Annotated in this window: 21 protein-coding genes; 14 read left to right on the top strand and 7 right to left on the bottom strand. The window is 73.4% G+C overall.

Annotation, left to right across the window (positions count from 1 at the left end):
• Positions 1-19 precede the first annotated feature (19 nt).
• The 4 genes from ACFYO5_RS30675 to ACFYO5_RS30660 are packed head-to-tail and all read left to right on the top strand — an operon-like array spanning position 20 to position 4156.
• Complete coding sequence (locus tag ACFYO5_RS30675; RefSeq protein ID WP_356565027.1) at positions 20-1168, top strand: acyl-CoA dehydrogenase; 1149 nt, start codon at positions 20-22, stop codon at positions 1166-1168.
• 35 nt (positions 1169-1203) lie between these two features.
• Positions 1204-2772 (top strand): 4-coumarate--CoA ligase family protein, encoded by a 1569-nt coding sequence (locus ACFYO5_RS30670; protein ID WP_388714903.1) that lies wholly within the window; start codon positions 1204-1206, stop codon positions 2770-2772.
• Between the two features lie 47 nt (positions 2773-2819).
• The gene (locus tag ACFYO5_RS30665; protein WP_388714900.1) at positions 2820-3557 is read left to right on the top strand and encodes an enoyl-CoA hydratase family protein; all 738 of its coding nucleotides are present in this window, start codon (positions 2820-2822) and stop codon (positions 3555-3557) included.
• On the top strand, positions 3545-4156 hold the full coding sequence (locus tag ACFYO5_RS30660) for a TetR/AcrR family transcriptional regulator (protein ID WP_388714898.1): 612 nt from the start codon (positions 3545-3547) through the stop codon (positions 4154-4156). Before ACFYO5_RS30665 ends, ACFYO5_RS30660 begins: the two co-directional genes overlap by 13 nt.
• A gap of 94 nt (positions 4157-4250) precedes the next feature.
• Here ACFYO5_RS30660 and pdxH read toward each other — a convergent pair whose 3' ends face one another.
• Complete coding sequence (gene pdxH / locus ACFYO5_RS30655; RefSeq protein WP_388715309.1) at positions 4251-4880, bottom strand: pyridoxamine 5'-phosphate oxidase; 630 nt, start codon at positions 4878-4880, stop codon at positions 4251-4253.
• A gap of 276 nt (positions 4881-5156) precedes the next feature.
• On the opposite strand from pdxH, the gene ACFYO5_RS30650 reads away from it, so the two are divergent.
• Entirely contained in the window at positions 5157-6257 is a 1101-nt protein-coding gene (locus ACFYO5_RS30650; protein WP_356565034.1) for a citrate synthase 2, read from the top strand.
• A 183-nt stretch (positions 6258-6440) separates the two neighbouring features.
• On the opposite strand, the gene ACFYO5_RS30645 is transcribed toward ACFYO5_RS30650, so the two are convergent.
• Complete coding sequence (locus tag ACFYO5_RS30645; protein WP_356565036.1) at positions 6441-7469, bottom strand: 2-oxoglutarate and iron-dependent oxygenase domain-containing protein; 1029 nt, start codon at positions 7467-7469, stop codon at positions 6441-6443.
• A gap of 567 nt (positions 7470-8036) precedes the next feature.
• Here ACFYO5_RS30645 and ACFYO5_RS30640 point away from each other — a divergent pair.
• From ACFYO5_RS30640 to ACFYO5_RS30630, 3 genes are all read left to right on the top strand, one after another.
• Positions 8037-8570: a RidA family protein gene (locus tag ACFYO5_RS30640; RefSeq protein WP_388714895.1), complete on the top strand. Its 534-nt coding sequence runs from the start codon at positions 8037-8039 to the stop codon at positions 8568-8570.
• Positions 8567-9019: a GNAT family N-acetyltransferase gene (locus tag ACFYO5_RS30635; protein WP_388714892.1), complete on the top strand. Its 453-nt coding sequence runs from the start codon at positions 8567-8569 to the stop codon at positions 9017-9019. Before ACFYO5_RS30640 ends, ACFYO5_RS30635 begins: the two co-directional genes overlap by 4 nt.
• A gap of 126 nt (positions 9020-9145) precedes the next feature.
• Positions 9146-10579, top strand: a complete 1434-nt coding sequence (locus tag ACFYO5_RS30630; protein ID WP_388715306.1) for a PAS domain-containing protein — start codon at positions 9146-9148, stop codon at positions 10577-10579.
• A gap of 33 nt (positions 10580-10612) precedes the next feature.
• Here the strand turns inward: ACFYO5_RS30630 and ACFYO5_RS30625 are convergent, their stop codons facing one another.
• Positions 10613-11368, bottom strand: a complete 756-nt coding sequence (locus ACFYO5_RS30625) for an SIS domain-containing protein (protein ID WP_356565041.1) — start codon at positions 11366-11368, stop codon at positions 10613-10615.
• A gap of 686 nt (positions 11369-12054) precedes the next feature.
• Here ACFYO5_RS30625 and ACFYO5_RS30620 point away from each other — a divergent pair.
• Together ACFYO5_RS30620 and ACFYO5_RS30615 are read left to right on the top strand one after the other, a co-directional pair.
• Positions 12055-12747, top strand: coding sequence for a metal-dependent transcriptional regulator (locus ACFYO5_RS30620; protein ID WP_356565043.1), 693 nt, complete (start codon positions 12055-12057; stop codon positions 12745-12747).
• A gap of 597 nt (positions 12748-13344) precedes the next feature.
• The gene (locus ACFYO5_RS30615; RefSeq protein ID WP_388714888.1) at positions 13345-14295 is read left to right on the top strand and encodes an alpha/beta fold hydrolase; all 951 of its coding nucleotides are present in this window, start codon (positions 13345-13347) and stop codon (positions 14293-14295) included.
• Positions 14296-14524: 229 nt separating this feature from the next.
• Here the strand turns inward: ACFYO5_RS30615 and ACFYO5_RS30610 are convergent, their stop codons facing one another.
• Positions 14525-15187: a bifunctional DNA primase/polymerase gene (locus ACFYO5_RS30610; protein ID WP_356565304.1), complete on the bottom strand. Its 663-nt coding sequence runs from the start codon at positions 15185-15187 to the stop codon at positions 14525-14527.
• A 287-nt stretch (positions 15188-15474) separates the two neighbouring features.
• Between ACFYO5_RS30610 and ACFYO5_RS30605 the strand changes: the two genes are divergently transcribed.
• Together ACFYO5_RS30605 and ACFYO5_RS30600 are read left to right on the top strand one after the other, a co-directional pair.
• Positions 15475-16860 (top strand): transcriptional regulator, encoded by a 1386-nt coding sequence (locus tag ACFYO5_RS30605; RefSeq protein WP_388714885.1) that lies wholly within the window; start codon positions 15475-15477, stop codon positions 16858-16860.
• A gap of 200 nt (positions 16861-17060) precedes the next feature.
• Positions 17061-18863 (top strand): hypothetical protein, encoded by a 1803-nt coding sequence (locus tag ACFYO5_RS30600; protein ID WP_388714882.1) that lies wholly within the window; start codon positions 17061-17063, stop codon positions 18861-18863.
• A 102-nt stretch (positions 18864-18965) separates the two neighbouring features.
• On the opposite strand, the gene ACFYO5_RS30595 is transcribed toward ACFYO5_RS30600, so the two are convergent.
• Positions 18966-20303: an ABC transporter substrate-binding protein gene (locus tag ACFYO5_RS30595; RefSeq protein WP_388714879.1), complete on the bottom strand. Its 1338-nt coding sequence runs from the start codon at positions 20301-20303 to the stop codon at positions 18966-18968.
• A 172-nt stretch (positions 20304-20475) separates the two neighbouring features.
• Here ACFYO5_RS30595 and ACFYO5_RS30590 point away from each other — a divergent pair, with 172 nt between their 5' ends.
• The gene (locus ACFYO5_RS30590) at positions 20476-20922 is read left to right on the top strand and encodes a hypothetical protein (protein WP_356565052.1); all 447 of its coding nucleotides are present in this window, start codon (positions 20476-20478) and stop codon (positions 20920-20922) included.
• 150 nt (positions 20923-21072) lie between these two features.
• Positions 21073-21957 carry a formyltetrahydrofolate deformylase gene (purU, locus tag ACFYO5_RS30585; RefSeq protein WP_356565054.1) on the top strand — a complete coding sequence of 295 codons (885 nt, stop codon included), beginning with the start codon at positions 21073-21075 and terminating at the stop codon, positions 21955-21957.
• Between the two features lie 42 nt (positions 21958-21999).
• Here the strand turns inward: purU and ACFYO5_RS30580 are convergent, their stop codons facing one another.
• Together ACFYO5_RS30580 and ACFYO5_RS30575 are read right to left on the bottom strand one after the other, a co-directional pair.
• Positions 22000-23250 (bottom strand): zf-HC2 domain-containing protein, encoded by a 1251-nt coding sequence (locus tag ACFYO5_RS30580; RefSeq protein ID WP_388714875.1) that lies wholly within the window; start codon positions 23248-23250, stop codon positions 22000-22002.
• The gene (locus tag ACFYO5_RS30575) at positions 23247-23831 is read right to left on the bottom strand and encodes a sigma-70 family RNA polymerase sigma factor (RefSeq protein ID WP_356565058.1); all 585 of its coding nucleotides are present in this window, start codon (positions 23829-23831) and stop codon (positions 23247-23249) included. The genes ACFYO5_RS30580 and ACFYO5_RS30575 overlap by 4 nt, the downstream gene beginning before the upstream one ends.
• Between the last annotated feature and the right edge of the window lie 313 nt (positions 23832-24144).

Genomic DNA, 24144 nt, shown 5'->3' with positions numbered 1-24144 from the left:
CGCACGCGAAGGAGCCACCATGACCACCCTCATCGAGTCCGACGAACACAAAGCCCTGCGGGCAGCGGTGTCCGGCTTCGCCAGGAACCACCACGCCTCCCCCCACGGCGACCTCTGGCGGGAAGCCGCCAAGCTCGGCTACATCGGCGTCAACCTCCCCGAGGAGTACGGCGGCGGAGGCGGCGGCATCGCCGAACTCTCCCTCGTCCTGGAGGAACTCGGCGCCGCCGGATCCCCCCTGCTGATGATGATCGTCAGCCCCGCCATCTGCGGCACGGTGATCGCCCGCTTCGGCACGGACGCGCAGAAGCGGGAGTGGCTGCCCGCCCTCGCCGACGGGTCCCGCCTGATGGCCTTCGGCATCACCGAGCCCGACGCCGGCTCCAACAGCCACCGCATCACCACCACCGCCCGCCGCGACGAGGCGAGCGGCGACTGGCTGCTGACCGGCCGCAAGGTCTTCGTCTCCGGCGTGGACATCGCCGACGCCACCCTCGTCGTCGGCCGGACGGAGACCGCCTCCCGTGACGGCGGCCGCACCAGCCTCAAGCCCTGCCTGTTCATCGTCCCGCGCGACGCCCCCGGCTTCACCCGGCGGCCCATCGACATGGAACTCCAGGCGGTGGAGAAGCAGTTCGAGCTGGTCCTCGACGACGTACGGCTGCCCGCCGAGGCGCTCGTCGGCGACGAGGACGCGGGCCTGCTCCAGCTGTTCGCCGGCCTCAACCCGGAGCGCGTCATGACGGCCGCCTTCGCCATCGGCATGGGCCGCTTCGCCCTCGGCAAGGCGATCGAGTACGCCCGCGAGCGCACCGTCTGGAAGACGCCCATCGGCGCCCACCAGGCCATCGCGCACCCCCTCGCCCAGGCCCACATCGACCTCGAACTGGCCCGCCTGATGATGCAGAAGGCCGCCCACCTCTACGACGCGGGGGACGACGTCGGCGCGGGCGAGGCGGCCAACATGGCGAAGTACGCCGCCGGGGAGGCCTGCGTGAAGGCGGTCGACCAGGCGGTGCACACCCTGGGAGGCAACGGCCTCACACGCGAGTTCGGCCTCGCCTCGCTGATAACGGCCTCGCGCGTGGCTCGTATCGCCCCGGTGAGCCGGGAGATGATTCTCAACTACGTCTCCCACCAGACCCTGGGCCTGCCCAAGTCGTACTGACCGTCCGGTCACCCGCCGGCCGGCGAGGAGGAACCGTGTTCCACAGCGAGTACGCGGACGTCCCGCCCATAGAACTCCCCATCCACGACGCCGTACTCGGGCATGCCGCCGCCTTCGGCGACCTGCCCGCCCTCGTCGACGGCACCGACGGCACCACCCTCACCTACGAGCAGGTGGACCGGTTCCACCGGCGGATCGCCGCCGCTCTCGCCGAGGCCGGCGTCCGCAAGGGCGACGTGCTCGCCCTGCACAGCCCCAACACGATCGCCTTCCCGACCGCGTTCTACGCCGCCACCCGCGCGGGGGCCACCGTCACCACCGTGCACCCGCTGGCCACCGCCGAGGAGTTCGCCAAACAGCTCGGCGACTCGGCCGCCCGCTGGATCGTCACCGTCTCCCCCCTGCTGGGGACGGCCCGCCGGGCGGCCGAACTGGCGGGCGGCGTCGAGGAGATCTTCGTCTGCGACAGCGCCCCCGGGCACCGCTCACTGATCGACATGCTCGGCTCCGCCGCACCCGAGCCGCAGGTCGCCATCGACCCCACGGAGGACGTCGCGGCCCTGCCGTACTCCTCGGGCACCACGGGCGTCCCCAAGGGCGTAATGCTCACCCACCGGCAGATCGCCACCAACCTCGCCCAGCTCGAACCGGCGGTCACGGCGGGCCCCGGCGACCGCGTCCTGGCGGTTCTCCCCTTCTTCCACATCTACGGCCTCACCGCCCTCATGAACGCGCCGCTGCGCAAGGGCGCCACCGTCGTCGTCCTGCCCCGCTTCGACTTGGAGACGTTCCTCGCGGCCATCCAGAACCACCGCATCACCGGCCTGTACGTGGCCCCGCCGATCGTCCTCGCCCTCGCCAAGCACCCGGCGATCGCCCAGTACGACCTGTCGTCCCTGCGGTACGTCATCAGCGCCGCCGCACCCCTGGACGCCGGCCTCGCCGCCGCCTGCGCCGCGCGCCTGAACCTGCCGCCCCTCGGCCAGGCCTACGGCATGACCGAGCTGTCGCCCGGCACCCACGTCGTCCCCCTGGACGCCATGCGCGAGGCCCCCGCCGGCACCGTCGGCAAGCTGATCGCCGGCACCGAGATGCGCATCGTCTCCCTCGACGACCCCGACAAGGACCTCGGCGTCGGCGAAGCCGGCGAGATCCTCATCCGCGGCCCCCAGGTCATGAAGGGCTACCTGGGCCGCCCCGACGCCACCGCCGCCATGATCGACCGTGCCGGCTGGCTGCACACCGGCGACGTCGGCCGCGTCGACGCCGACGGCTGGCTGTTCGTCGTCGACCGGGTCAAGGAACTCATCAAGTACAAGGGCTTCCAGGTGGCCCCCGCGGAACTGGAGGCGCTGCTGCTCACCCACCCCGGCATCGCCGACGCCGCCGTCATCGGCGAGCACGACGACACCGGCAACGAGGTGCCGCACGCGTACGTGGTCCGCCGGCCGACCGCCCCCGACCTCGCCGAGGGAGAGGTCGCGATGTACGTCGCCGAACGCGTCGCCCCGTACAAGCGCGTCCGCCTCGTCACCTTCATCGACACCGTCCCGCGCGCCGCCTCCGGGAAGATCCTGCGCCGCGAACTGAGGAAGCGCCCATGACCGCACCGCAGGGACCGCCCCGGACGGCCACGGAGGGAGCAACGCCCATGACCTCGCTGATCGGCCGCGCCCGTGACCGGGGCGTCGAGACACTCAGCCTCGACGCCACCGACACCCGCAACGCCCTCTCGGCCGCCCTCGTCGCCCAACTCGCCGACGCGCTCGCCGACTGCGCCGAGGACCCCGGCGTCCGCGCGGTCGTCCTCACCCACACCGGCGGGACCTTCTGCGCCGGCGCCGACCTGCGCGACCCCCCTGCCCCGGACGCCTTCGTCGGCCTGCTGCGGCAGCTCGTCGCACTGCCCAGGCCGGTCGTCGCCCGCGTCACCGGACACGTCCGCGCCGGCGGCCTCGGCCTCCTCGCCGCCTGCGACATCACCGCCGCGTCCACCGCGTCGACGTTCGCCTTCACCGAGGTACGCGTCGGCGTGGCCCCGGCGGTCATCTCCCTGCCGCTCCTCCCGCGCACCGACCCCCGCGCCCTGTCCCGCTACTACCTCACCGGCGAACGCTTCGACGCCCCCGAGGCGGCCCGCATCGGCCTGCTCACCGCGACCGCCGACGACGTCGACGCCGTACTCGCCCCCGTCCTGGACGGCCTGCGCAGAGCCGCGCCCCAGGGCCTGGCCGAGACGAAACGGCTGCTCACGGTTAGGGTGCTGGAGGCGTTCGAGCGGGACGCGGCCGATCTCACCGCGCTCTCCGCCCGACTGTTCGCCTCCCCGCAGGCCCGCGAGGGAATGACGGCCTTTCTCGAACGACGGGAACCCGCATGGGTGTTGTGAGCCCGGTCGACCGCGACCGCGCCCCCAAGCAGGACCGCAGCCGGGCCACCCGGCAGCGGCTCCTGGAAGCCGCCGTGGCCTGCCTCGCCGAACACGGCTGGGCGGGCTCCACGGTCTCCGTCGTCGCCGAACGGGCAGGCGTCTCCCGCGGCGCCGCCCAGCACCACTTCCCCACCCGTGAGGACCTCTTCACCGCCGCCGTCGAATACGTCGCCGAGGAACGCTCCCTCGCCCTGCGCGCCCTGTTCCCGCAAGGCGCGGCTGGCGACCGGCGCGCCGTCGTCTCGGCCCTCGTCGACCTCTACACCGGCCCTCTCTTCCGGGCCGCCCTGCACCTGTGGGTCGCCGCCTCCAACGAGGAACAGCTGCGTTCGCGCGTCACGGAGCTGGAGGCCCGGGTCGGCCGCGAGACCCACCGCATAGCCGTCGACCTCCTCGGCGCCGACGAGTCCGGGCCCGGAGTCAGGGAGACCGTCCAGGGTCTCCTCGACATGGCCCGCGGCCTGGGCCTCGCCAACCTCCTCACCGACGACGGCCCCCGCCGCGACCGCGTCGTCGCCCAGTGGGCGGCCCTGCTGGAACAGAACCTCGGCCGCTGAGCGGCCGGCCCCGGGCGATCCCCCACGAGGGTCCCCGTGCCGGTCCCTTCGAGCACCGGCTTGTTCCACGTGAAACCGATCGGGCGGGCCGCCCTCACGGGCTGAGCCGCTCCACGCGCCAGCCGCCGTCCGTCTCCGCCACGTACCGCAGGCGGTCGTGGAGCCGGTTCTCCCGGCCCTGCCAGAACTCCACCGACTCCGGTGCCACCCGGAAACCGCCCCAGTGCGGCGGCACCGGCACCTGCTCGCCCGCCGGATAGCGGGCCGCCAGTTCGGCGTAGGAGGCGTCGAGGTCGTCGCGGGAGGCGATCACCGCGGACTGCACGCTCGCCCACGCGCCGAGCTGCGAGCCGTGCGGCCGGCTCCGGAAGTACGCCGCCGTCTCGTCCCGCCCCGTGCGCCGGGCCACGCCCCGCACGATGACCTGCCGGGCCATCGGGTGCCACGGGAACAGCAGGCAGACGTGGGGGTTCTCGCCGAGGTCTCGGGCCTTGCGGGAGTCGTAGTTGGTGTAGAAGACGAAGCCCTGCTCGTCGAAGTGCTTCAGCAGCACCGTGCGGGACGACGGCCGCCCCTGGGCGTCCGCGGTGGCGACGACCATGGCGTTCGGCTCGAACAGGTGCGCCTCCGTCGCGGCCTGCCGGAACCAGCGCGCGAACTGCTCCACGGGAGTGGCTGCCAGGTCGGCCTCGTCGAGGCCCTCCGCCCGGTACTGCTTGCGCATGGAGGCGGGATCGGGAGAGACGGTTTCTGCGTGGTCCACGCCGTCATCTTGCCGCACCGGAGCCACCGGCAGGCAGGCCTCCGCCCACCGGAGGTGGCACTGAGTGCCGCCACACTCCCCAAAGGTGGCACTCGGAGATATGGTGCTGATGTCATCCCAGGGGTGACCGCCGACCGCACGGGGCATCACCGGGGTGACCGCCCAGGACCGCGAGTCCCCGCACGGACCGTGGATCCACCGGCGCCATCCGTCGCACACATCACGAGGAGCCGCCTGATGTCCGACTTCGTACCCGGACTCGAAGGAGTCGTCGCGTTCGAGACGGAGATCGCCGAACCGGACAAGGAGGGCGGCGCACTCCGGTACCGGGGCGTCGACATCGAGGACCTGGTCGGCCACGTCTCCTTCGGCAACGTATGGGGCCTGCTCGTCGACGGCGCCTTCAACCCCGGACTGCCGCCCGCCGAGCCGTTCCCCATCCCCGTCCACTCCGGTGACATCCGCGTCGACGTCCAGTCCGCGCTCGCCATGCTCGCCCCCGTCTGGGGCCTCGAACCGCTCCTCGACATCGACGTCGAGCGGGCCCGCGAGGACCTCGCCCGCGCCGCCGTCATGGCGCTGTCCTACGTCGCCCAGTCCGCCCGCGGCCAGGGCCGCCCCATGGTGCCGCAGAGCGAGATCGACAAGGCGCACTCCGTCGTCGAGCGGTTCATGATCCGCTGGCGCGGGGAGCCCGACCCCAAGCACGTCGCCGCGGTCGACGCGTACTGGACCTCCGCCGCCGAGCACGGCATGAACGCGTCCACCTTCACCGCCCGCGTCATCGCCTCCACCGGCGCCGACGTCGCCGCCGCCCTCTCCGGCGCCGTGGGAGCCATGTCCGGCCCCCTGCACGGCGGCGCGCCCTCCCGCGTCCTGGGCATGATCGAGGAGATCGAGCGCACCGGCGACGCCGAGGCGTACGTCAAGCAGGCCCTCGACAAGGGCGAACGCCTCATGGGCTTCGGCCACCGCGTCTACCGCGCCGAGGACCCGCGCGCGCGGGTGCTGCGCCGCACCGCCCGCGAGCTGGGCGCACCCCGCTTCGAGATCGCCGAGGCCCTGGAGAAGGCCGCCCTCGCCGAACTCCACGCCCGCCGCCCGGACCGCGTCCTGGCGACCAACGTGGAGTTCTGGGCGGCCATCGTCCTCGACTTCGCCGAGGTCCCCGCGCACATGTTCACGTCGATGTTCACCTGCGCCCGCACCGCCGGCTGGTCGGCGCACATCCTGGAGCAGAAGCGCACCGGCCGCCTCGTGCGCCCCTCCGCCCGCTACACCGGCCCCGGCTCCCGCCGCCCCCACGAGATCGAGGGATACGCGGACATCGCCCGCTGAGCGTCGTCCCGTCGTTCCCGGTGGACCACCGGACGGCGTCGGACGCGGTGCGCCGCACGGCGGAGGCGCGTCCGCACACCGGGCGGGCTCGGGCGCTCCGCCGGCGCGGCGAGGTGCCGTGGCCGTCGTCGCGCGCCCGCCGGGGACGACCGGACGGCCGGCCCCTGGCCGTGCGTCAGGCGATCACGCGGGGCTGAGCAGCTCCGCGTGATGCCGCTCGGCCACCAGCGGGTGGGCCCGCAGCTTGCCCTTCAGCTCGTTGAAGCCGTACTCCGCGAACAGCGGGTTGGCCGGGTCGTCGGTCACACCGGGTGCGGCGGAGGCGTGCGGGAAGGGCAGGGGCTCCACGCGCGCGTCCAGCCGCGGGTTGTAGAAGAACGGCACGGAGAACCGCTCCACCGCGCTCGGCGGCGACACCACCCGGTGGTTTGTGGCCAGCAGATACCCGTTCGTCGCCACCTCCAGCAGCTCCCCGAGGTTGACGACGAAGGCCCCCGGCAGCGGCGGCACGTCATGGAACAGCCCGTCCTCGCGCTGCACCTGGAGCCCGCCCACCTGGTCCTGGAGCAGCAGCGTCAGGAACCCGTAGTCCTTGTGGGCGCCCACGCCCTGGCCGGCACCGTCGCCCGCGCTCCCCGGATAGCGCACCAGCTTCAGGTGCGGGTGCGCCCGCTCCCCGAACACCGGGTCGTAGAAGTCCGCGGGCGCCCCGATCGCGGCGAGCAACTCGTGCAGCAGCTTCTCCGCGACACCGCTGAGCCGCTCGATCCAGCGCAGCGCGGCCACCCGCAGCTCGGGCAGCCCGGCGGGCCACTGGTTGGGCCCCTCCAGCCACCAGTAGGCGGGCTCCCCGGGGCCGGGCAGCCGCGCCGGCCGCTCCGCCCCGATGTCCAGCTGGTCCCGCCAGTCCCGCCGGCCCCCGGTCCGCTCGTCGCCGGTGCGGGTGTAGCCGCGGAAGTGCGGCGAGCGCACATTGTCGATCGCGAGCCGCTCGGCCTCCGGCAGCGCGAAGAACCTCCGCATCGCGGAGAGCAGCGCCCCGGTCTCCTCCTGGCTCACTCCGTGCCCCACCAGCTGGAAGAACCCCACGTCGTGCGCGGCACCGTGCAGTTGGGCGCGCAACAGGTCCCGGGCCCGCGGCCCGCGGTCGGCCGCGGAGAGATCGATGATCGGCAGTTGCTGGTACGACGGATTCGTCGACACGTTCGTCATGGTGCGTCCGCAAGGTGTACGGGTCCCGCGCGAGCGCCGTGGGTGGGGCGGGCGCACGGGTGCCAAGTGGGCAGAGAAAGGGAAACGCGAGCGGCTGCTGAACCGCGGAAAAAGGGGCCGGACGGCTCAGACGGAGCGTCGACAGCCCATGCTCGTGACGCGGACGTAGTCCACGTGGCGGCGCCGAACGAGCGAAAGCATGCGGTCAGCGTACTCCCTGCCCGTGGATTCACGCGTGGCGCAGATCACGTACCGAAGATTCCACGGGGCGGCGGCCGTGGCAGCGGAGGCCGGTGAACGCAGACGACCCGCGAGTCTGGTCCTCCGGGGAGGGCCGGCCGGACGTACCGGCGACTCGCGGGTCGGGTGACTGCTGGGATTGGGCCGGCTGCACGCGTCTTCACGCGTCGGTCCGGCACCGCACTCGGTGTGGTGACGGGCTAGCCCGCAGCCACCTCACGCGTCCGGTTCTCGTACATTCGCCGAACCACCTCCCTTCTCGTGTGCTCACCACCCTAGGAAGCGTCCCGTCGTCGGGGCAACTGTTTTTTCGCCCAGCGTCCGGCCATGACCTCACCCATGACTCCTCCCATGGCCGGACGGCGGGCCATCCTCAGCGGCTCCCTCTTCGAGGAGCGGATCGGATACGCGCGGGCCGTCGTCGACGGCGACCGGGTGCACGTGTCGGGGACGACCGGCTTCGACCACACGACGATGACCATCTCGGACGACGTGGTGGAGCAGGCCGAGCAGTGCCTGCGCAACATAGGGGCCGCGCTGGCGGAGGCGGGATGCGGGTTCGCGGACGTCGTGCGGGTGCGCTACCTGCTGCCCGACCGGGCCGACTTCGAGCCCTGCCGGCCGGTGCTGCGCGGCTGTTTCGGCGAGGTGCGGCCGGCGGCCACGATGATGGTCTGCGGGCTGGCCGACCCGAGGACGAGAATCGAGATCGAGGTGTACGCCCGCCGCCCCGCCGGGCGCGAGCCGGAAGCCCAGGACCCGCGAGGCCAGGACCCAGGACCCGCGAGGCCAGGACCCGAGCGCCCTGGACCCGCAACCCCGTTGACGCCGGCACGGCCGCACGATTGCCTGGTGCCGTGACCGATCTTCGTCTTCGTATCGCGCCGGTCGCCGGTGCGGCCATGCTCGAACAGTGGCGGTACGTCCACAACGCGATCGTGCCTCCGGCCGCCCTGTCCCTCGACGACGCACGCGCGCGTGCCGACCGCTACCGCCTGGAGAACGCCTACGTCGGCGATGTCCTCGTCGGCTGCTCGACCGTACGGCCCCCGGAGGGCGAGGAGGCGGTGGCGACCGTCATCGCGCGGGTGCTGCCGCCGTACCGCCGTCGCGGACACGGCACCGCGCTGTACGCCAACGGCCTCGCCCACGCGCGCGTGCTCGGCGCCCGGATCGTGGAGACCTGCGTGCTGGCCGTCAACGAGGACGGCCTGCGCTTCGCCGAGGCGCGCGGGTTCGCCGAGACGGAGCGGTACGTGCTGGACGGCGCGAGCGATGTCTGGGTCGACCTGCGGCTGGCCGCGCCCTAGCGGGCCGAGGCGTACCCGGCCGCAGCGGCGTACAACGATTCCCCCCGCAATCTTGCGGGAACCATATGTGGGCTGCGTCACGTTCAAGTTGAATGAGGGCAAGTGAGCGAACCTGAGGGGGTCCAGGTGAGTGCTTCCCGCCGTAGTGGGACCACCGACGAACTGGGACCGGACGAGCCCGAGCGGCCCGGCCCGGAGGGTCCCGACGGCTCGGACCTGCTCGCCGCGCTGCTCGACGGGATGGACGCGGCCCTGTGCGCCTTCGACGCCGACGGCGTCGTCACCCACTGGAACCGCGAGGCCGAGCGCATCCTCGGCTGGACCACCGCGGAGGCGGTCGGCCGGCACGGCTTCGCCGGCTGGGCGGTGCGCGAGGCGGACGCCGAGGAGATCGAGGGCCGGCTGATGGCGGCCATGCGCTCGCCCGGCCGGCAGGTGCACGAGTTCGCCCTGGTCACCAAGGACGGCGGCCGGGTCCTCGTGCGCACCCAGTCCGCCGCCGTCCGCGGCCCCGACGGCAAACCCGCCGGGCTGTACTGCGCCTTCAGCGAGGTGCACACCCAGATCGACCTGGAGCGCTCCATCGCGCTCAGCGAGGCCCTCTTCGAGAACGCGTCCTGGGGCGTCGTCCTCGTCGACGCCGACCTGCGCCCCGCCGTCGTCAACGCGCACGCGGCCCGCGCGCTCGGCACCGGCCGTACGGCCGTCCTGGGCCGTCCGCTGGGCGATCTGCTCACCCGGGGCGTCGAGGAGCTGGAGAACGCGCTGACCCACGTCCTCGCCGAGGGCGCCCCGCCCGCGCCCGCCGAGATGTGGGTGGGGGTGCGGACCCCGGACGGCGAGAAGCGGCGCTGCTGGCGCAGCGGCTTCGTGCGGCTCGCCTCGCCGCTCGCCGAGGAGCCGGTGCCGCTCGGCGTCGGCTGGCTGTTCCAGGACGTCACCGAGGCCAAGCGGAGCGAGCAGGAGGCGTCGCTGCTGCGGTTCCGGACGAACCAGTTGCACCGGGCCGCGCGGGCGGCCGCCGAGTGCGAGGACCCGGCCGAGGCGGCGACCGTCCATCTGGACTTCGCGCTCGCCGGGTTCGCCGACCATGCCGTGATCGACCGGGTCGCCGGTGCCCCGAGGGCGGACGGGGAACCGGGCGCCCCGCCGCGCCTGGTGCGGGTGGCGGCCACGCCTTCGGGCGCGCCGGGCCCCAGCGTCCTCACCGGGCACGCGGGCCTGCCCGTGCGGTACGCGGAAGACCACCCGGTCCTCCAGTGCGTGGCCCGCGCCGGCTCGGTGCGCGCCTCCGCGGGCGGGGCGGCGCCGGACGAGGCCCGCGCGTGGGCACGCGCGCGGCTGTGGCCCGAGGACACCGCGCACGCGCTGTGCGCGGTGCTGCGCAGCCGCGGCCGCACCCTGGGCGTCGTGACGTTCCTGCGCACGGCGGGCCGTACGGCCTTCGAACGCGTCGACTCGGCGTACGCCGAGGATGTCGCCGTCCGGATGGCGGCCGGCCTCGACCTCGCCGACCTCGTCGGGCTCATCGGTTCGGCCGGGAGCGGTGACGACGTCTGAGGCGCGCGTGCGGCGCTCGCCCCGGCGGGGTGCTCAGCGCCGGTAGAAGATCCGGTCCCGGTACTCGTCCATGATCCGGCCGTTCCACTCGTGGCCGCCGTCGATGTTGCCGGAGCGCAGCAGCGGCGGCTCGATGCCGCGGTCCGACAGGGAGGCGGCCGCGGTGGCCATGACCGCCTGGAGCAGGGCCGTGGTGACGACGGTGGAGGCGGGCGCGAACGGCGCGGGGACGGTGTCCAGGGTCAACTCCGCGTCGCCCACGGCGATCTTCGAGTCGAGGACGAGGTCGCAGTGGTCCTTGAGGAACGTCCCCGACGCGTGCCGGGACGTCGTCTCGGTGGCGTAGGCCACCGAGGTCACCCCGATGACCTTCACTCCGAGGGCGCGCGCGTGGAGGGCCATCTCCACGGGGAGCGCGTTGCGGCCCGACAGCGAGACGATCACCAGGGCGTCGCCCGCGCGCACCGGCGAGGTGTCCAGGACGGCGCTCGCCAGGCCGTCGACGCGCTCCAGGGCGGAGCCGAGGGTGGCGGGCGTGACGTCGACGCCGACGACGCCCGGCACGGCGAGCAGGTTCATCAGGGCCAGGCCGCCCGCGCGGTAGACGACGTCCTGCGCGGCGAGCGAGGAGTGGCCGGCCCCGAAGGCGAAGAGACGTCCGCCGGAGGCGACGGTGTCGGCGAGGAGGACACCGGCGGCCTCCACGGCCCCCGCCTCCTCGTCGCGAACCCGCTGCAACAGGCCGATCGCGGCGTCGAAGAACTGCGCGGCGGGCGTGCGGTCGCTCATCCGAGGGGCCCCTTTGCCGAGTCCGGTGTCCGTGTCGCGGATCACCGTGCGGTCTGGACCAGCGCGCTGTCAATACGGCGGGGGAGGGGCCCGCGCGGGGGCCGGGCGACTCCTGGGGCGGTGAAGGAGGAGCCGGGGAGGAGGAGCCGGGGGAGGCGGCCGGGGTGCCGATGGGGGAGCAAGGGCAGTCCGAGGGGTGGCCGGGACCGGGAGGGCTGAGGCGCACCGCCCACGCACCGCTGGGACCGCCTACGGATTCCCGGACCGCCCGGACCGCCTACGGACCGCCCGGACCGGCTACATATCGACCCGACTGCCTACGGACCGCCTGGATCGACCACGGAGGGCCCGGACGCTCCCAGGGCCGCCGCGGACGACCGCACGGCGCCTGTCCGACGACGGCGCGGCCTGTCCCGGCTCCGTACGGCTACCGCACGGCCCGTCCGAAGGATCGCGCGACCCGTCCGGGGCCCGCGGCGTCGCCCGGTGAGGGCGCCGCCGCCGGACGGGAGGCGGACGTGGTCGTCGGGGACGGACTCGCCGGTGGGCCGACCCGGACGCAAACCCCCCGTTCCCGCGGCGCGGCACGCTTGTCAGTGGTATCCGGCAGAATTGGTGCCAGGGCCAGGGCCAGCGCACGAGTCGGAAAGCCGTCCAGCTTCCGGCAATCTCATCGAGGGGCACGTATGTCCGGACTGATCGACACCACGGAGATGTATCTCCGCACCATCCTCGAGCTGGAGGAGGAAGGTGTGGTCCCCATGCGCGCCCGGATCGCCGAGCGGCTCGACCAGAGCGGTCCGACGGTCAGCCAGACGGTGGCCCGCATGGAGCGGGACGGCCTGGTCTCGGTGGCCAGCGACCGGCACCTGGAGCTGACGGACGAGGGCCGCCGCCTCGCCACGCGCGTGATGCGCAAGCACCGCCTGGCCGAGTGTCTGCTCGTCGACGTGATCGGCCTGGAGTGGGAGCAGGTCCACGCGGAGGCGTGCCGCTGGGAGCACGTGATGAGCGAGGCCGTCGAGCGCCGGGTCCTCGAACTGCTGCGCCACCCCACCGAGTCGCCGTACGGCAACCCCATCCCGGGCCTGGAGGAGCTGGGCGAGAAGGAGATCGCCGACCCGTTCCTGGACGTGGGCATGGTGTCGCTCGCCGACCTCGACCCGGGCCTGGAGGGCAAGACGGTCGTCGTCCGTCGCATCGGCGAGCCGATCCAGACGGACGCGCAGCTCATGTACACGCTGCGGCGGGCGGGGGTGCAGCCGGGCTCGGTGGTGAGCGTGACGGAGTCGGCCGGCGGTGTGCTGGTCGGCAGCGGCGGTGAGGCGGCCGAGCTGGAGACGGACATCGCCTCCCACGTGTTCGTCGCCAAGCCCTGACCGGGCTGTGACCCGGCCGGTGGGCAAGTCCTGACCGGGCCGGTGGGCAAGGGGCCGGGACGACCACCGGGACACCGCCGACCGCGATCTGATCGCTGTTCAGATCGTGGGGCAGGCGGGATGGGCGGGGCGGTTGAGGCGTTCTGTCGATCTCGCCGAATCGGTGGTTCCCTGTGTCGAATCGCAGCGCTCACGCGGTGCGCGTGCCAGGCTGTGGCGTGAGGCATATGACCTGAGGGGGCGGGACGATGTGCCGCAGACCATGGGAGAGCCCCGGCGCCTCACGGCGCCGGGGCCTGTCCTCCCCTGTGTCGACCTGGAGCCCCGAGCTCTCAAGGTCGTTCCCTGCGGACCGGTTTCCCCGAGTGGTCCGCCTCCCGCTGAAGGTCTCCCCTCGGCGGCGGCGATCATTCCTTGAGCGTGGTCACTCGAACGAGGGGTGTTGCCCACGGAAGCGGGTGTTTTCGAATAGCCATTCGATAATCTGCGGGTGAACCGGCAGCACAGCGGTACGACGGCAGACACGACGCGTGACCGGACCGGCCTGCTCGAGCGGGAGTGAGGGGTCCGAGCGGCAGCGAGGGGGTGCCAGGACCTATGGCGCGACGCATCGACGTGACCGGGGCCGGCGGCGTACGCCTGGCGGCCTGGGAATTCGGCGACCCGGCCAAGAACGACCCGGCCAAGAACGACCCGGCGGGCCACCGGTCGGAAGCCATGATTCCGGCCCAGTCGACCGGAGAGCGCGGTGCGCGGACCGGGCCGGTGCCCGGGCGCACCACCGGCGTGCTGTTACTGCACGGCCTGATGGGCCGGGCCTCGCACTGGGCGTCCACCGCCCGCTGGCTCTCCGAGCGGCACCGCGCGGTCGCCCTCGACCAGCGGGGCCACGGCCGGAGCGACAAGCCGCCGCAGGCCGCCGCCTTCACCCGTGAGGCGTACGTGGAGGACGCCGAGGCCGCCCTCGAACAGCTCGGCCTCGCCCCCACCGTCCTCGTCGGCCACGCCATGGGCGCGCTGACCGCCTGGCAGCTCGCCGCGAAGCGCCCCGACCTGATCTCCGGCGTGATCATCTGCGACATGCGGGCCTCCGCGCTCGGCGCGGCCTCGCAGCGCGAGTGGGCCGACTGGTTCAGGTCCTGGCCCGTCCCCTTCGCCACCCTCGCCGACGTCCGCAAGTGGTTCGGGGAGGACGACCCCTGGGTGGAGCGCCCCAACCCCGCGCGCGGCGAGTTCTACGCCGAGGTGATGCAGGAGTCCCCCGACGGCTGGCGCCCGGTCTTCGAACCCGAACAGATGCTGAAGTCCCGCGAGACGTGGGTCTACGACGCCCACTGGGAGGAACTCACCCAGGTCCGCTGCCCCACCCTGGTCGTGCGTGGCCTGGACGGCGAACTGGGGCGCGCGGAGGCGCAGGAGATGGTGCGGGTGCTGCCGCTCGGGGAGTACGCGGAGGTGCCCGGCGCCGGTCATCTCGTCCACTACGACCAGCCGGAGGGCTGGCGGACGGCGATCGAGCCGTTCCTGGACGGCGTGCTGGCGCGATGAACCGGCCGTCGGGGGGCTGAACGTCCGGCAGCCTCGCTCCCTGCCGTCAGGCTCTCCGGCGGCGGGCGGGCCGCCGGGCAGGGGACCGAGAGGCGCGGGACCGAGAGGCACGGGCCGCCGCCGTGATCGCGGCCCTGCGAGCGGCCGCCGACGGCAGCGGCGTCCCGCGTCGGTGGTCCCTCCCGCGTCGGTGGTTCCTCTGCTCCGGCGTCCGGCCGGAGCGTCACCCCTACCGGTCCCTGCCGCACGCGTACGCCAACGGTGAGATCAACTCCTCCACATCCGGCAGCCACCGGTTCGCGGGCGTGGGACGGCAGGCCCACTGCACGGCACCCCGCGACCCGAACCGCGTCGGCGGCGCCGCCACGTACGCCCCCTCGCCCAGCGCGACCAGGTCGACGGACGACAGCGTCCACCCCAACTTGCGCACCAGATCCCCCACCTTGACCGAAGCCCCGGGAAGCACGAAGAAGTGCATCCGCCGGTCCGGCGCCAACGTGACAGGACCCAGAGGCGACTTCATCCGCTCCATCCGCGCCAGCGCCAGGAACCCGGACGTCTCCGGCACGGAGATCGCGTCGAAGGTGCGCCCGGTCGGCAGCAGGATCGACGCGTTCGGCTGCTTCTGCCACATCCGCCGCGCGACGGTGGCGCTGCCCGTCGCCTGCGTCGCCCAGTCGGGCCGGGCCGGATGCGCCCCGGGCGCCGGGCACGCCGGATCGGCGCAGGAGCAGAGCTGCGTCCCGTCGACGGCCTCCAGCCAGGTGCCCGGGAAGACGTCCCAGTGACGTTCCTCGGCGTAGCGAACAGCGGTCTCCAGCAGCGATTCTCCGCGCTGCTTCGGGATCTGGGTGGCCTCGGCGCCCGCGATGGTCTCTTCCACGATGAACACAACTCTGGGCGTCACCAGGGGTTACGGGCCGCCGACGTGCGCGGGGGAGGAGCATCGATTCCGCGTCCGGGGCGCACAGGTGCATGGGCGGGGGCGCGCGAGAGGAATGAGCGCGGGAGCGGGTAGGCACGCTGGGGGCGGCTTCCGCCTTTACCAAGGCAATCCTCGCATGTCTCGCATTCTCGTCGTATCCGCGGGGCATTGATCTTCACGGCCGGAACTTTTCGGTGGAAGACACATCAACTCGGTGCGCGGGAAAGGCACCGCAGCCACAGGGGGTAGTGCCAATGGCCGCAAGGCCTCTCGTCGCGCGGCAGCCGAACGAACGGCTGCAGGCGCTCATCCAGGAAGCGGGATGCTCGAACGCCGGGCTCGCCCGCCGCGTGAACATGTGCGGCGCCGAGCACGGTCTCGACCTGCGCTACGACAAGACGTCCGTGGCCCGTTGGCTGCGGGGACAGCAGCCGCGGGGACGCGCCCCGGCGATCATCGCCGAGGCACTGGGCCGCAAACTCGGCCGTACGGTCACGATCGACGAGATCGGCATGGCCAACGGCAAGAACCTCGCGTCGGGTGTCGGTCTCCAGTTCTCGCCGACGGTACTGGGGGCCATCGAGCAGGTCTGCGAGCTGTGGCGCAGTGACGTGGGCCGGCGGGACTTCCTCTCGGGGTCGTCCGTGGCCGCCTCCGCGCTGGTGGAGCCGAGCCGCGACTGGCTGATCTCCTCCCCCGACGCGCAGGTGGCGCGCCAGGCGGGCGCCCGGGTGGGCCTGTCCGACGTGGCGGCCGTGAAGGCGATGACCCGGGCGCTGGTCGCCCTGGACCACCAGTACGGCAGCGGGCACGTGCGCCCCGTCGTCGTGCACTACCTCAACAGCGTCGTCTCCGGGCTGCTCGCCGGCTCGTACCGGGAGGCGGTGGGGCGTGAACTCTTCGCGTCGGTCGCAAGGTTGACCGAACTGGCGGGCTACATGGCCGTCGACACCGGCCAGCCCGGTCTCGCCCAGCGCTACTACATCCAGGCACTGCGCCTCGCCCAGGCGGCGGGCGACCGCGGCTACGGCGGCTATGTGCTCGCCGCCTCCATGAGCCACCTCGCCGCCCAGCTCGGGAACCCGCGCGAGATCGCCCAGTTGGCGCGGGCGGCGCAGGAGGGCGCGCGGGGGCGGGTGACACCGCGCGCGGAGGCCATGTTCCACGCCGCCGAGGCCCGCGGACACGCCCTCATGGGCGACGTACGGGCGGCGCAGGTGGCGTCCGGGCGGGCCGTGTCCGCGCTGGAGGCGGCCGATCCGGCGGCCGGGGACGACCCGGCGTGGATCGAGCACTTCGACGAGGCCTATCTGGCCGACGAGTTGGCGCACTGTCACCGGGACCTCGGGCAGGCCGAGGCGGCGGCCCGCTGCGCGGAGCAGTCCCTGGCCGGGCATCCGGAGAGCCGGGCCCGCAGGCGGGCCATCGGCTATGTGCTGTTGGCCACGGCGCAGGTGCAGCGGCGCGAGATCGAGCAGGCCTGCAACACCGGTCTCAAGGCGGTGGAGTTGCTGGAGACGCTCCGCTCCAACCGGGGCGCCGAGTACCTGGAGGACCTTCAGCAGCGACTGGAGCCGTTCCGGGAGGAGCCCGTGGTCAGGGAGTTCGGAGCGCGGTTGGATCTCCAGGCCGCCGCGTGAACATCCGGGGTGCCGTGGCGTGAACGGCCGGGGACGGCCCGCCCTCGCGTGATCGACGGCGTACACAGCGCACGGCGCCCCGGTTCCGTCACCCGTCGCACGAGGGGGGAGATCAGGACCTGAGCTGCGTAGCACGGGGTTCCGGGGACCCGGTAGCGTGAGCCGACGATTCCGAAGGTCCCCCATCAGTAGGAGTCCCGGTGACGCAGAGTGGACAGGGCGAGGAGCCCTCGGCGCGGACCGCGCGCGAAGGCATCGTGCTGCCCTCCGACGGCGGGGAACCCCTGCTGCCGGGCACGACGCAGGGCCCGCGGCAGGAACCCCCTGCCGGACAGTACGGGCAGCAGCAGTACGAGCAGCAGCGGTACGGGCAGCAGCGGTACGGCGGGCAGGCACCGCCACCGCCCGCGCCGTCGGCGGGCCCGTCGGCCGGTGGGGAGACCTGGGACCAGACCTGGGGGCCCGAACAGCAGCCGGGGCAGCAGCAGCCGGGGCAGCAGGGCGGACAGTCCTGGCCGCCCCCGACGGACCAGCAGCAGTGGGACGGGAACCGGCAGTGGGACACCCCGCGGCCCACGGGCCCCGACGCGTGGCGTGCCGCCCCCCGGTCCGGGCACGGTCAGGGCGCCGGCCCGCTGCCGCCCGAGGGCGCCACCGCCCCGTCGTACGGCCACGGCGTGCCGGCCGCGCCGCTGCCGCCCATGGCCGACGGCGCCACCCAGTACATACCGCCCGTCCCGGCGTCGGCGGACGAGGGCGTCACGCAGTACCTTCCGCCCGTCCCCGGTCCCGCCGCCGACGGCGCGACGCAGTACATACCGCCCGTCCCCGGGTCGGCGGACGAGGGTGCGACGCAGTACCTTCCGCCCGTCCCGGGTCCCGCGGCCGACGGCGCGACGCAGTACATACCGCCCGTCCCCGGGTCGGCGGACGAGGGTGCGACGCAGTACCTTCCGCCCGTCGCGCCGGGCGCCCTGCCCCCCGAGTCCCCCTCGGAGTCCACCCACTTCCTGGGCCGCGCCCGGCAGGACGGTCCGGGACCGCTGCCCACCCACGGCGGGCAGCACGGCTCCCACGCCGACGCCGAAGCCACCCAGTACATCCCTCCCGTGACCGGCGAGACCCCGTACGGCGCCGGCGAGAGACAGCCGCCCGCCGAGTTCGACAACCTCTTCCGCGGCGGCGGCCAGGTCGACGACGGACCGGCCGGGTCCACGCAGCAGATGCCGCGCTTCTCGGAGCCCGAGCCCCCCGGCTACGGCTCCCGCCCCACCGGCCACGCCCAGTCCTCCTACCCCCCGCCCGGCGGCGGCTCCCGCGGGCGGCGCGCGACGCGGGAGGACGACGACCACAGGGCGGGCGGCGGCCGCAGCGGCTCGCGGGTGCCGCTGTTCGCGGCCATCGGCGTGGCCCTCGTCGTCGTCGGGGTCGGCGCGGGCGCGCTGCTCTCCGGCGGGGGCGGCGACGACCAGGGCGACGACAACAAGGCCGCCGCCGCCTCGGCGCCCGTCACCCAGGGTTCGGCCTCGGCGTCCACCGACGCGGCCGAGCAGCAGGCGATCGCCCTGGACAAGCTGCTCGCGGACAGCGGCAGCAGCCGGGCGTCCGTCATCAGCGCGGTGGACGACGTGAAGAAGTGCGACAACCTCTCCGAGGCCGCCGCCGATCTGCGGGACGCGGCGAAGCAGCGCACCGGGCTGGTGACCGAGCTGTCCGGTCTGAGCGTCGACCGGCTGCCGGACCACGCCGCGCTGACCGACGCGCTCACCAAGGCCTGGCAGGCCTCCGCCTCGGCCGACGACCACTACGCGGCCTGGGCCGACCAGGTGGCCGGCGAGAAGGGCAAGCTCTGCAAGAAGGGTCAGGCCCGCAGCACGGGCCAGACGCAGGAGGCCAACCGTGCGAGCGGCACGGCCAGCGCTCAGAAGGCGCGCGCCGCCAAGCTGTGGAACACGATCGCGAAGACGTACGGCCTGACCGAGCGGCAGCCGACGCAGCTGTGACCCGCGAGGGCCCGACCGGCGTCGGCCGGGCCCGCCTCGGGTACGCCCGCCCCGGGTACGCCCGCCCCGGCCGGGCCCGCCTCGGCTACGCGCACCCCCGTCTCAGCCGACGTCGGCGTTCTCCAGCGTCGCGGTGACGTCGACGAAGCCCTCCTTGGCCGCCGCCAGCCGGCCCTCCCGCACCGTCTGGAGGGTGACGTTCGCGTTGACCAGGCGTGGGAAGCCGATCGAGGCGAGCTGGTCGGTGAACTCCCAGCGCAGGGTCGGCGTGAGGCCGCCCGTGCCGATCCTCAGGCCGTCGTCGAGGGCGCCGGTGACGGTGTCGGCGGTCACCGCGCCGCCGCCGAGCGACTCCACGACGCTCTTGAACACGGTGTAGGCGATCCAGGTGGTCTGCACGCCCGTGTCCGCCGGGTCGATCCGGGTGTCCGAGAAGGCGCTCTCGCTGATCACCTTCCTCATCGGGTCCCAGCGCGGGTCGCCCGCCACCGGGTACCAGCCGGTGACGTACGCCCCCTCGAAGGCGCTGGAGGCGCCGCCGGTGGAGTTGATGACCGTCTGGTCGACGCTGCCGAGGACGGTGGCGGTGCTCACGTCGGGGTAGTCCTCGCGGGCGCGCCGGAAGGAGTCCATGAAGGTGCCGGTGCGGTCGCCGAGCGCGGGGATCACGCACCCGTCGACGGCCTTGCCGGCCTTGCCGGTTCTCCCGGGATCGGTCGCCTCCTCCAGGGAGGCGACCGCCTGGGCCGAGTACTCGGTGGCGTCCTCCGCGGCCTGCTGGTCCACGGCCTTGTCGTGGCCGCCCGCCGTGAGCCCGGCGTCGAGCATGGCGGGCAGGGCGTCGCCCGCGATGGTGTCGGGGCGTACGAGGGTGACGCGGCCGCAGTCTGCGGCGAGTTCCCTGCCGAGGCCCGCCAGCAGGGCCGGCTGGCCGCCGTTGACGGGGTAGGAGAGCGGGCTGGTGAACTCGGCGTTGGTGACGCCGTAGCCGCCGACGTAGGGGATCCCGGCGCCTTCCAGAGGGGGGAGGAAGGACTCGGAGTGCTGGCTGTAGGAGCCGATGACGGCGACCGCGCCCGCCTTGACGGCCTGCCGGGCGCACTTCGCGGCGTCCACCGTGTCGTTGTGGTCGTTGCAGGTCAGGACCTTCAGCTCACGACCGTTCAGCCCGCCGTTGGCGTTGATCCACCGGGCGTAGGCGCGGGCGAAGGCGGGCATGCCGGGCTTGTTGGTGGCGGCGGTGTCCTCGGGGGCCCAGGTCATGACGACGATCGAGTCGTCCCCGGAGCCCCCCGTGGCCCCGGGGACGATCCCGCAGCCGGCGGCGAGCGACGCGCAGGCCGCCAGGGCACCCGTCGACAGGGCGGCGGATCTGAAAGGCCCGGTCGGGCGGAGGAACCTGGGGAGGAAGGTGCTTCGCGTACGTTGCCTGCCGGTCATGTCCACGCACGATTCCGCCACATGGCCAACCTGCGAGTGACCCGGAGGCAACACGGGGTGACGGCGAGGTGAATTACGGGGGCTGGTGAGGCGCGCGGGACGGGGAAACGTACGATCGACGACCGTGCAAGGTTCGGAGAACTCTTCCCGTCGCGGCCGTCGCTCCTCCACCATGGGCGGCATGCCACTCAACGACATGCCGTGGTGGCGCTGGCGCAGCAATGTGCGCTCCGCGCTGCACATGCTCTCCGACCCGGTGTTCCAGCGGGACGTCTGGCTGGCCGGCGTCGACGGATACGGAGACGTCACCGACGCCGTGTACCGCCTGGTCGAGGACACCTGGCTCGACAACTGGTCCGCCGAGAAGTACGTCGGCACGATCTTCCGCGACTCGCAGGAGGCCGCGCTGGTCGACACCGCCGTACTGCGCGTCCTGCGGATCATGCACCAGGTCGGGCCGGACGCCCCGGTCTCCGCGTACGTCGACCACGAGGGCTGGCCGGACGCGGTACGGGCGGCGCGCGACGCCCACGTACGCCTGGCGGTGGCCGACGGCGAGGAGCCGGACACCCCACCGCGCACGCTCGAGGTGCTGCGCATCATGACGCGGACGGCGTGACGGGGCGGAAGTGTGACGGGGCGGTGTCACGGGGCGCCGGTGCGACGGGGCGGACGGCGTGGCGGGAAGCCGGGAGCGCGGGCGTGACCCGGATTCCGTCCTGCGGACGGAGTTCCTGCGGGTCCGGCCTGTCATGAGACGCTGTGCTGCATGAGTGAGCAGTCCACCCGCGCCACGGCGAGCCTCGCCGACCAGTACGTCCTGACGCTGTCCTGCCCCGACAAACAGGGCATCGTGCACGCCGTGTCGAGCTACCTGTTCATGACGGGCTGCAACATCGAGGACAGCCAGCAGTTCGGCGACCACGACACGGGACTGTTCTTCATGCGCGTCCACTTCTCGGCGGAGTCGCCGGTGACCGTGGACAAGCTGCGGGCGAGCTTCGCGGCGATCGGCGACTCCTTCCACATGGACTGGCAGATCAACCGGGCCGACGAGAAGATGCGCATCGTCCTGATGGTCAGCAGGTTCGGCCACTGCCTGAACGACCTGCTGTTCCGCGCCCGGACCGGCGCGCTGCCGGTGGAGATCGCGGCCGTGGTGTCCAACCACACCGACTTCGCCGAGCTGGTCGGTTCGTACGGCATCCCCTTCCACCACCTCGCGGTGACGAAGGAGAACAAGGCCGAGGCGGAGGCGCGGCTGCTGGACATCGTCCGCGAGGAGAGCGTCGAGCTGGTCGTACTGGCCCGCTACATGCAGGTCCTCTCCGACGACCTGTGCAAGCAGCTCAGCGGGAAGATCATCAACATCCACCACTCGTTCCTGCCGAGCTTCAAGGGCGCCAAGCCGTACCACCAGGCGCACGCGCGGGGCGTCAAACTGATCGGCGCGACGGCGCACTACGTGACGGCCGACCTCGACGAGGGGCCGATCATCGAGCAGGAGGTCGAGCGCGTCGGTCACGACGTCACGCCGGACCAGCTCGTGGCCGTCGGGCGGGACGTGGAGTGCCAGGCACTGGCGCGGGCCGTGAAGTGGCACGCGGAGCGGCGGATCCTGCTGAACGGGCGGCGCACGGTCGTCTTCGCCTGAGGGACAGCCCCTGGGCTGCCCCCGCTCCCTGCCGGGGGACTCCTACATCCGGCTGAGGGACGCCGCCGCGGACAGCACGTCGCTGATGGCCGCCCGGTCGCCCACCTGGCCGGCGGCCGCCTCCTCCGGGGAGACGTGGCCGGCCGCGAGCCGGCAGAACTCCACGTCGTCCAGGGCCACATGGGCCACCTCGTGGTCGGCGGAGCCCACCGCGGCCGGGGAGTCGAGGGGGATGAGCCACTCACCGCCGCCCCGTCCCTCGATCTCCAGGCGCAGGCTGCGGCCGGGGCGGCCCGCGGTCACTAGATGCGGGCGGTCGCCCGGCCCGGTGAGCCCCGCGCGCCGGCGTTCGGCGAGGACGCTCGGCAGCATCCGGGCGGCCAGGTCGACCATGCCGCGCAGGTGGCGCGGCGCGGGCGGGTCGTAGGGGTAGTCGACGGCCTGGGCGATGTCCACGGCGTGCACCCAGCACTCGAAGGCCCGGTCCACCAGCGCGTCCCGCAGCGGCAGTTCGAAGTCGCCGTACGACACGGGCATGGTGCCGCCTCCCGCACGCTCGGCCCGGCTCGCGCGGGAGGCGCCCCCGCCGGTGAAGGACGCCGTGCGGACGACCGCATGCGTCTGTTCGCGCCAGGGCCCGCGCACGCTCCGCGTCGGCGGGAAGTGGGAGGCTGCCCAGAACGCCTCCGTCCGCTCGGCGGGCGATCCGACCGGCTTGCCCGCGGTGGCGCCCGTGACCGGGCCCAGCGGATCGTCGAGCCCCAGGGCGATGGCGACCAGGCCGTCCACCGCGATCAGGTGGGCGATGACACCGGCGACGGTCGTACGGCGGCTGGTGGCGTCCCTGCCGCGGAACCAGCGCAGCCGCACGGGCGCGTGCCACTCCGCGTCCCCGAAGTCCTGGAGCAGCGCGTCCAGCCGCGCGGTCTCCGCGTCGTACGACATCGCCCAGTCCGGCACCGGGATGCGCGGCGGGCGCCGCTCCAGGCAGCTCTCCAGGACGCGGGTGCGCAGGGCCGGATCCAGGTCCAGGCTGTCGGGACGCTGGAGCAGGCCGACCGCCTCGCGCAGCCGCCGGGCCTCGTCGGCGCAGGCCCCGCAGTCGCCGAGGTGTTCCTCGACGGCGGCGGTCTCCTCGGCCGAGCAGGCGGCCAGCGCCCAGGCTCCCAGCAGCGCCTTCAGCACCGGGTGTTCCAGGCGCGGGGGCGAGGAAGGGGGCGACGGCGGGGGTGACGGCGGGGCGTGCCGGACGCCACCGTCGCCGTCGTACCGGTCGAAGTGGTCCTCCGTCATGCCGCACCCCCGTAGCGTCCGGGCGGGGCGCCGGGAGCGGCGGCGTCGTGAGCCGTGGAGAGCAGTTGCAGGCCCAGGCGGAGGCGGCGGCGGGCCTCGTCCTCGGTGACCCCGAGGTCGGCGGCGGTCTGGCGGTAGTCCCGGCGCTGGAAGTACGCCAGCTCCAGGGCGGCGCGGAGCGGCGTCGGCATCGACTGGACGATGTAGTCGGCGCGGGCGGCCACCGAGGCGTGCCGGACCTTGTTCTCCAGTTCCTCGGAACCGCCGGAGCCGTCCAGCGCGAGCGCCGCCGTCTCCGTGGCGCGCAGCCGCTGCACGGCCAGACGGTGGGTCAGGGCGGCGACCCAGGTGCGCAGGGGGCCCTGGCGGGGATCGTAGGAGTCCGGGTGCTCCCACACGTGCGCGAACACCTCGCGGGTGACCCCGTCGGCGGCTCGTTCGTCCGCGAGCACCCGGTGGGCGAGACCGTGCACGAGCGAAGCGAACCGGTCGTACAGCTCACCGAGGGCGGCGGCCTCCCCGCGCGCGAGCCGCTGCTGCATCTTGCGGTCCCAGCGGGGCGGTGCGTCCTTCTTCGCCATGCGGCCCCCTCAGCCCTGCCCGTGCCCGGCGCCCCCACCGGGGCCTGTCCCTGTCCAGCCTGCGTGCGTCGTCACCTCGAATGTAGTCGGCACGTCCGACGACGCACGCCCCTTTGGTGCATTGTGCGCCCCCTGCGGCTTCGAGGGTGGTGAAGGCGTCGTGCGGGCCCGCGTACCCGTCGTGGGCGTGGTCAGACTGGATCGGGTTGGATCTAGTCGGATCAAAGAGGATCGAATTGAGCTGGAATTCGATCATGTGGGATTGGGCGAGATCAATGGCGATCGGGCTGGAGCGAGATGAGGCGAGCTTTCT

The sequence above is a fragment of the Streptomyces sp. NPDC006259 genome (assembly GCF_042870975.1).
Classification (GTDB): Bacteria; Actinomycetota; Actinomycetes; order Streptomycetales; family Streptomycetaceae; genus Streptomyces.
The sequence above is the reverse complement of the archived record's forward strand: the minus strand, read 5'-3'. Positions and strand labels throughout refer to the sequence as shown.